This is a genomic window from Bartonella sp. AA97HXZ (assembly GCF_042196985.1).
In the GTDB taxonomy this organism is placed as follows: Bacteria; Pseudomonadota; Alphaproteobacteria; order Rhizobiales; family Rhizobiaceae; genus Bartonella.
Genome location: NZ_JBHIRC010000010.1, coordinates 8,785 through 17,125 on the forward strand (window position 1 = coordinate 8,785; position 8,341 = coordinate 17,125).

Consider the following 8,341-nt stretch of genomic DNA (forward strand, 5'->3'; position numbering starts at 1 on the left):
AACTAAAAAACTTTGAAAGCGTTTAACAGTGAAGAAGCCCCTAGGCTGACAAATTGGAGTCCGCTCTGTCAACCTGTCATTTGGAAAATAATTGATGAATCCCCTTGTTTTTATCCTCTTATTAGTTTCATGTACAGATGATTTTAATAGTTGCTATTCGAACAATACAATGGTTAAAATCTATCCCACGGCTCAAGCTTGTGAACAGGCCATGGTCCCGTCCACAAAAAAGTTTGCACTTTATGGACAACAAATTTTTGCCCAATGTATAAACGTACATGCAAATTTACATCAACAAGAAGTAAACTTGATCTGGTCTGTAACAAACCATGGAAATTTCCTGCTTAAAAGCCAAAACGTAAAGGACAAGCTGTCTACAGTACACAAAGAAGATATTTTACCAACATCGCTTCCTCTTTTACATTCTTCTTCCACAAACCTCTTGCACAAAAAACTTTAAAAGCATAAACCCATCAGATCTCAAAAAAAATAATCAATGAAAGACATGATGGATAATAAGCGAATGCACCCTTCAAAAGACCATCACACAGAGCAAAATTCTCTGCCTCAAGATCTCCCTTTAGACCCTGCCGTAGAACGAGTGAGAAAAAAACTTATGGGTTTAATGATTATTTCCGTTTTAATAACGCTTTTCCTTATTCTAACCGTACTGTTTTTAATTGTTTATAAAGTGATAAAAACCGGATCAGCGCCAAAACAAACAGAGCTATCTTCCTCTCTCAGCAAAAACCCACACGTTATCCATCATACGCTCTCTCTACCGGAAAAAACACAGATTTTGTCGCAAAGCCTCTCAGAACACAATATTGTACTGAAAGTTTTAACCCCTGATGGACAAACAAAATTTATGATTTACAATTATCATACCGGTGCACTTGTCTCCATTCTTTCTGTTGAAACAACAAAAGAGAGAGCGAAGATAATGCCTCATTAAGAAAACTAACATCAATAAGCGCTGACATAGCATTCTGAAGGTTTAAACATTTTCTGCAAGCTGGCATTATCACACGCTTTACCAGCGCGTGGGTGTTGCCGACAATCCTTGGCGCTAGAGAGAGTTCATAAGAGCCATTTTATTCCTTTATTATAAAATTTATCCACACGGGCTCTCCCCGTTTGCAACGTGCAAGCGAATGGTTTTTGTTGATCCAACATGGAACAAATTTGGAAATGAGAGAATTCTAGGGGTTTAGGAGCTCTCACCTAACATTCAAAACAATGAATTATTATTATAAATTAATGTGATAAGTCTTAAATATCCACCACACGGGCGACGGCGCGTTTTTTACTGTATCCCCTCACTTAAATCTTGGAAAAGAAGAAACCTTTCTGTCAACGCATTCCCATTTTAAGAAAATGACATCACTTGGGAAAAGCTAATAAACGTGCAAGAAATACCTCTTCTTGAGTGCAAAAATTCAACATATTAATTTATAGTGATGATTTATTTTGCATGTCAAACGAGAATCTCAAATACTGTAAGATTCTCCCTTTCAAATCTGTTCATAAGAAACTGAATCAAAATCATTTCTTTACATATCCCAGCAAGGAAATGGATGAATAAAAATACCTCTTATGAATGATCCGGTATCAAAAGAAGAACTGTTGCAACATTGAAAATTAAAGCAATAACGCCCAGTTTACCTCTTTTATTAAGCAAAGATAACCGATGGATTTCACATGATAGAATTCATGAACACCAGTGCGAAATGGGCATGAATACATTGAATAATATTAAATATAAGTGTGAATTAAATAAAACAACGACATTGCGTTCTTCATAAAAGAACTGCCTCTTAAAATACACGGATGCGGTTTTCTCTGTATTTCCTCACTTAAATCCCAGCAAAGAGGCAATCTTTTCTGTCAACACCCTTTGTTAAGTCTCAATACTGCCCGTGAAAATCCAAAGAAAGCGCAAGAGGCTTCTTGAGTATATACAATTTACTATCATGATACCAATAACATCACCACAAGCGCTTATACAGCACCTTTCAGGTTTAAACATTTCCCTCTGCTTCAAGATTGACCACTTGAGCGACGGCGTGGTTTTCTCTGTATCCGCTTACTTAAATCTCAGCAAAGAGGCAATCTTTTCTGTCAACACCCTTTGGTTAAGTCTCAATACAGCCCCGTGAAAACTCAAGGAAAGCGCAAGAAGCTTCTTGAGTATATTATAATTTATTATCATGATACCAATAACATCACCACACAAGCGCGCTTACACAGCACCCTTCAGGTTTAAACATTTTCCTCTGCCTCAAGATTGACCACTCGGCGACGGCGTGGTTTTCTCTGTATCCCCTCACCTAATCCAGGCAAAGAAGAATCCTCTTTTGTTGCTGTTTTTGTTGCTGTTGATGCATCTCCATTGCTAGAGCTTTCTGCTGTTGTAAGTGAAAGCTCAAGAGATGATTCATCTTGAGTCCGTACAGTACGTCGACGAGGAGAACGACGTATTTTTTTGACAGGTTCAACATTTTTCTCAGAGAGGCAGTGCTCTTGATCTGTTTTTTCATCCGATAGAGCCTCTAAAGCGTTTTCACGCGCATCCCCATTTTGCGCTTTATCATATTGGCCATTGCCATTTTTTTGCGACGACATTTGTAATACATCTGTATCACCCTCGACAGCATCCTTTTTTTCACCATCAAGATTTATTTCACCGCATTCTTGCCCATTGTTTTCATCACGATTTTCGTTTTCATCACCACGATTTTCATCACGCCGAACCGATTGAGACATTTGCCCAGCTGCTGCTAAAATAATACGCAAATAGTGCTCGGCATGTTGTAAATAATTTTCCGACATAACACGATCACCTGCACCTTGTGCATCACGCGCAAGGCTTATGTATTTATCGGCAATTTGCTGAGCATTCCCGCGAATTTTAACATCCGGACCGCTACTTTCATAATTGCGAGACAACGGATTAGGACCGCGACGATTATTATTGTTATTACCATTATTGTTATTATTGCGACCGCGTACCCGTCTATTTTGTTGTGGCCTCATCTTTATCCCTTTTTGGAGTGTTTGTCTTATGTGTGTCTTAATTGACGCTTCCTCATTACATTATCTTTTGATAATGCTGATCATGTTTAACATACGATTATCAAGCTATCCGCGTTTATTTCACTCAAACGAACCCTACTGATATTGATAAAAGCATATATTTTCTTGAAAATCACAAAACAGCAGGGAAATCGTAAATCAAAAATTCCCTTTTTCTCTGTCAAACAGCAGAAACCTAATGATGTTCACGTAAAATGCCAAGTGTTTTTTTTAAATAAACCATATTTCACTAAAAAAAATAATTATCTTGTGGAAAACAAAAAGGAAAACACACATATAACACACCTGACAAAGAAAAAATTCCTGCCAGAGAATAGTAGAAGCTTCCTTTTTTGCTCTAAAACCACCGCTCCTAAAAACGCCGATATTCTCTACCCCCTCGTGCATTTAACTCACAAGCACTTCCATCCCAACGAGTCACTGCGCGAACCTCTTTATTTTATAAATATAGCCTCTCTTCATCGCTAAAGCAACCCCTTGCGAGCGATAATCCACGATCGCCTCACAAAACCTCTTAACTTTTATAGATAGATTAACACGAAGTATTATTCAAGCCCTATAATCACCAAGAGAGCAATCTTCTTTCCCAAACAAGTCAATGATACTATCAATTTTTATTTTAACCCATAGAGTTTTTAAGTTAATCACAGTTTTTATTTATAACAAATTGAGCTTAAAAACAAAATATTTAAATACAAAAAAATATCAAATTATGAAAAAAACGACCAATATGTCACACTTTTTTAAAAATCAGCTTCTTCTCAAAAAAATACCCTCCTCAAAGCCTATCAATAAGAATGGCCTAACGTATTTCCTTACTTATCTTTTCTGATAAAGAAAACTAGAATTATAAAACAAGCACATTTTTAAACCCAGCACAGCGCTTTACGCATGAAGAAGCCGTAAATGTTTATAAAAGGAATGTTTTTTTACTCATTTTTGTCATGTCTATTGACTTACACCCTCAAAGAATGAAGGTTCTCAAATCACACTGGTCTGTTAACAATGAAAATACTTATAAAATTCATACACTAAATTGATTTGTAATGGTAATTCATATTTTTTGTGTTGAGTAAGAAAATTAATATCGTAGGATTTTTCATCCTCAATCTGTTTGCTGTTGAATCAATCTCTTTTTCTTGCATGTTACATGTGGGAAAACCTGCGTGGAGTAAAAACGATAAAAAGACTAAAAGTGCCTCTTATGAACCGTCTCTAAGGCTAAAGGGCTGTCGACAGGCACCATTGGGAGCGAGCAAAATGTGAGATAGTACTGGCTTACTCTTTTTCAAACCATAAAGATGAACATGCTCTATAAATTTTATACATTCATGAGGGTTTTACCATTATACCATTCACCAAAACCATGACGAAATGGATTTCCCACACTCGTTATTTCCCTTAAAAAAGCGCAACAAACCCTCCTGAAACTCCACCACGCCCCCTTAAACATTTCAAGGAGGCCATCCATACCTTATGTCGCCACACCTTAAATAAGAAGTGCGATATAACAAGATAAATAAATCAAGCTGCTATTGGTTTTGAGGCAGATAGTCATTTAAGAGGCTTTTATCTTTTCATCAAAATTCGCATCCTTTTAACGTTCCGTATAAAAACTTAAAAGTAATTGCGCCTTTTGCCTGTTTTATTTTCTCTTTCATTCAGAAAACAGTCTCGTAAGAGAAAATAATTTCCATCCCCAGGACGGACCCTCGTCAAACATTGTTTTTTAGCACTATCAGAAAGCTTATCCCACATTTCACGAATAGCAAAATAGGCCTCACTTTCCAAATTAAGACAATGCTGATAAACCTCTCTTTTCATATCGGGCATAACGGAAGCAGAAATTTCCTTGCAATATACGCGTAGATCAAAAACAGGAATAACCAATTCAACGGGTGCTTGTTGTGTTACTTTTTTATGAGAAGAAAAATAACTAACCACCTTTGCAACAACAAAACACAAAAACACTATACAAAAAAGTATTATGCAAACAAAAGCAATCTTGCGATATAATCTTTTGAAATAAGCCTTTTGTCTTGCTCGGATTCTTTTTTCCATAAAGATTGTACCCTTTAATATCCCAAGAGAAGCTTTTACAGCAAAAAATGATAGAAGTATCTGTGTACACAATACAGGTTATAGCCGCAAACGATCAAGACTCTTATGTCAAAAGACTCTCTTTTTTACCGTATAATTCTTATGAAACACTTTTCTCATGCCCTTTATGAAAAAATAGGGCTGATGATTTTCTCTCACCACTTTTAAAGACAAAGATTCTTCATCCATGCGGATCTATAAACAATTCGTCTTTGTTAAGACACATCACATTGATTTACAAAGAGTATTTATTGTTTTGCACGTTGAATGAGAAACCCGAACACCATAGGATTCTCTCATTTCAAACCTGTTTATGTTAAATCAACCAAAACCATGTTGCTTACAAGTTACAAGCGGAACTGGTATGTGGATTAAAAACTGTATAAGAAAGGCATATGCCTCTTATGAATCGTCTCACGAACCAAGGCTGTCGTAATATTGGGAGCGAGCAAATACAATGATGGTGCGGGCTTGCCTCTACATAAGCGTAAAGATGGGAGTGCTCAATGGATTTACCGTTATTCACCACACAAACACTTCATATATAAAATTTTACACGCCTTCTATTACCACCCCCTCAAAAAGCAGTCGCTAAAACAAGATAAGAGATTATAGATGTAAAACTCCAAACAAAAAAGAATAGACTTTCTAATCGAGATCAACAAACACTGTTAAAGACACATTTGCATTTTTGACCATGCTGGCATGCATGATAATGGCCCTTCAAATGCGCCACCATTTTATGCTTCACCTCATATCATTCTCCGTCAAACAATCACAAAGATTCTTTAACTATTCAACGCCCCCCAACCAAAGCAAAGAAACCAAACCCAGACGCCTGCATTTTTATTTGAATCTTCCCTATTGGGATAAAACACACAAGAATTTAAAGATTTCACTGCAAAATGAAATCACAAAATACAATAATGAGAAAAATATCCAAAGCCATCTCAATAACAAATATATAGCGCCCCTGTTATTAGAAAGTAAAAAAAGCCGCACCATTTAAAGGCGCGGCTTATGAATAGAGATATAACTAAATAAAATACAAAAGAAATCAATAATAAATACTTATACACAAAACGTATAGTATTGCAAGCTTTTTAATTATATTTATAAAAATATCCAAAAAGAGTATAAATAATGATACATTCGTATTGAGGAGAGCTGTTTATAACAATACACTTTCTAAAATAAAAACGTATCAAATAAATCAAAATACTTTGTAGCTTTATCTCAATATAATCCATGAAAAAACACACATAATTTAAGTCCATAATTATAATAAGACCCGTTCTTTTACGCTTGTAAAAGCTGGTTTTTCTTAACTTACATTCACCACTTCAAAAGATGAAGATTCTTCACCCAATCTGATCTATCAACAGCCCAGATTGCATCGGGGTTCATTTGGCTTTCCCGCATGTGATTGACTTAAACTTAAAGCTCAACAAATAAGCCTGCCTTAAATATTTGCCATGCCCTTTAAAAAACACTTTTTGTATCATGGAAGCTCTTACAAAGAGGCTTGCCTTATATCATCACACCTGAAAGGACAGTCTTTACAGCATAAACAGGACAAGACAAATCAACAACCGCTTGTACAATCTTGTCTGATAAGAAAACAAGTGAAACGTTAGCCTTCAAGCCTGCTCCAACAGTATAGCATTTCTCTTCTTTATAAGAAAAGACACAACGATACGCATGATTTTCTTATAGGCATTTTTCTGCTTTTGTCCTTTTAGCAATTAACATTTTCTTTTTATGGGATTTTTAACAAATTAAAATTGCGATGAACTGCACTTTTTCTCTTTTAAAAAAGCGTAAAAACCGCAAATTATTTATAGAGTTAAAATCATCAAACGCTCTATCCAAAAGCTTTTTAAAATGATTGCAAGATTTTTTATCTTTTTAAAGCTTCTTTTGCCATGCGTTTCTATTTGGGCATAGCTCCTTACTCTGTAGGCTTTAAAAACTTACCCTTAGATTTCAATATGCGCCCTACTCTCCCCAACAACGCATGATCAACTTATCCAGCAACAACGCTTCTCTATCAATTTTTACCATTTTTTAACATCTCAAACAAAGTGCAATTCCAGGCTCCACCGAAGATATAAATTAGGTTTATCTGATCTATAGCTTCACCCCATACATATTGTTATGATCACTCTATTCTATTTTTCCTTATCTAACAAAGAAGAAATCTCTCTAGAATGCTCAACACTGATGTTTTGAGTAACACTACTGTGTATTTTTAGCGGCTTATGTGCTGTAAATTTTGAAATAAAAGAGCTGTAGTCTATTTTTGGCGCCTCGTATATTGGAGAAAAAAATATGTCTCCAGCGGACGATGATTCTGTTTTAATTTCTGGTGCGCTCACAAAACTGTTTGGTGTCGTTATTCCACCACTCACAACACTATTAATACTGTCTTGTTTCTCTTCTTTCTCATTTTTTTTCTGTTCGACATTGATAAGATCTAGAGCATTTAATTTTTTTTCTAAAGCATCCATGCGCTTTGCAATTTTTGTAATATCTTCATATGCTTTCTTCAACAATGCGTTTAAAGGAGCATGTCCCATTCTTCCGCTAGCATAAAGAACCACACGAATACATTCCGGATCATCAATATCAGCAATAGAAAATGGAAAAAGTGCCATTATATCCCCCTTTTTTATAAGCTAAACGCGTATTAAGGCATTTGCATCTCTTTTTTCGTTGTACGGCTCTTGCATTTCTCAGACAACCTCAGACAACCTCAGACAACCTCAGACAACCTCAGACAACCTCAGACAACCTCAGACAACCTCAGACAACCTCAGACAACCTCAGACAACCTCAGACAACCTCAGACAACCTCAGACAACCTCAGACAACCTCAGACAACCTCAGACAACCTCAGACAACCTCAGACAACCTCAGACAACCTCAGACAACCTCAGACAACCTCAGACAACCTCAGACAACCTCAGACAACCTCAGACAACCTCAGACAACCTCAGACAACCTCAGACAACCTCAGACAACCTCAGACAACCTCAGACAACCTCAGACAACCTCAGACAACCTCAGACAACCTCAGACAACCTCAGACAACCTCAGACAACCTCAGACAACCTCAGACAACCTCAGACAACCTCAGACAACC

5 protein-coding genes are annotated in these 8,341 nt (G+C 36.5%); 2 read left to right on the forward strand and 3 right to left on the reverse strand.

The annotated features are described in order from the left end of the window. The first annotated feature begins 94 nt into the window (after positions 1-94). Both ACFINE_RS06585 and ACFINE_RS06590 read left to right on the forward strand, forming a co-directional pair. On the forward strand, positions 95-460 hold the full coding sequence (locus ACFINE_RS06585) for a hypothetical protein (RefSeq protein ID WP_375621452.1): 366 nt from the start codon (positions 95-97) through the stop codon (positions 458-460). A gap of 45 nt (positions 461-505) precedes the next feature. Next, complete coding sequence (locus ACFINE_RS06590) at positions 506-955, forward strand: hypothetical protein (protein WP_375611689.1); 450 nt, start codon at positions 506-508, stop codon at positions 953-955. Positions 956-2,262: 1,307 nt separating this feature from the next. On the opposite strand, the gene ACFINE_RS06595 is transcribed toward ACFINE_RS06590, so the two are convergent. The 3 genes from ACFINE_RS06595 to ACFINE_RS06605 all read right to left on the reverse strand — a co-directional run bounded on the left by ACFINE_RS06595 (position 2,263) and on the right by ACFINE_RS06605 (position 7,853). Then, positions 2,263-3,036 (reverse strand): DUF4167 domain-containing protein, encoded by a 774-nt coding sequence (locus ACFINE_RS06595; protein WP_375611688.1) that lies wholly within the window; start codon positions 3,034-3,036, stop codon positions 2,263-2,265. Between the two features lie 1,677 nt (positions 3,037-4,713). Continuing rightward, positions 4,714-5,157: a hypothetical protein gene (locus ACFINE_RS06600; RefSeq protein WP_375610680.1), complete on the reverse strand. Its 444-nt coding sequence runs from the start codon at positions 5,155-5,157 to the stop codon at positions 4,714-4,716. A gap of 2,210 nt (positions 5,158-7,367) precedes the next feature. Beyond that, positions 7,368-7,853 (reverse strand): hypothetical protein, encoded by a 486-nt coding sequence (locus ACFINE_RS06605; RefSeq protein ID WP_375621453.1) that lies wholly within the window; start codon positions 7,851-7,853, stop codon positions 7,368-7,370. Between the last annotated feature and the right edge of the window lie 488 nt (positions 7,854-8,341).